We start from the raw sequence: 386 nt of genomic DNA, 5'->3' as shown, positions 1-386 counted from the left end.
ATGCGCCGAAGATGAAGGTCGGAAAGCCCAGCGCATAGTGCAGAAATGTCGACATGGCAGTCCCTCTTCTCGGTGTGCGGTAGCGGGCGTGGCGCCGGCTCCTCACTTGTTGTGTGTCTGGTCGGGCCAGCCAGGGCCCCGGGAGCGATCAGCCCTCCTTGGAGCCGGCGCGCTGCGCCTTGAGGCGCTCGAGCACCGACTGCGCATTGCCGGCAGCGGCGGTGATGCCGGCGGCACGCAGCTTGGCGTCGAGCGCGTCTTCGCTGCTGCTGTGCGCCAGCTCGGCCGCGCTCTCCATGCGGGCGCCGCGCTCGGCCTGCTTTTGCTTGATGCGTTCGAGCGAATCGAGCGCCGTCTGCACGCGCGACTGCGAGCCGGTGTAGCGG

The 386-nt window shown here is 68.9% G+C and carries 1 protein-coding gene; it reads right to left on the bottom strand.

All coding sequences use genetic code 11. From position 1 onward, the window contains the following. Window positions 1-148 precede the first annotated feature (148 nt). Window positions 149-386 (bottom strand): PspA/IM30 family protein (locus tag H928_RS33295; protein ID WP_239644954.1); only part of this gene is annotated, 238 nt, incomplete at its 5' end.

Origin of the sequence: Comamonas sp. B-9, from assembly GCF_000410635.1 — a bacterium.
GTDB lineage: Bacteria > Pseudomonadota > Gammaproteobacteria > Burkholderiales > Burkholderiaceae_C > Comamonas.
The sequence above is the reverse complement of the archived record's forward strand: the minus strand, read 5'-3'. Positions and strand labels throughout refer to the sequence as shown.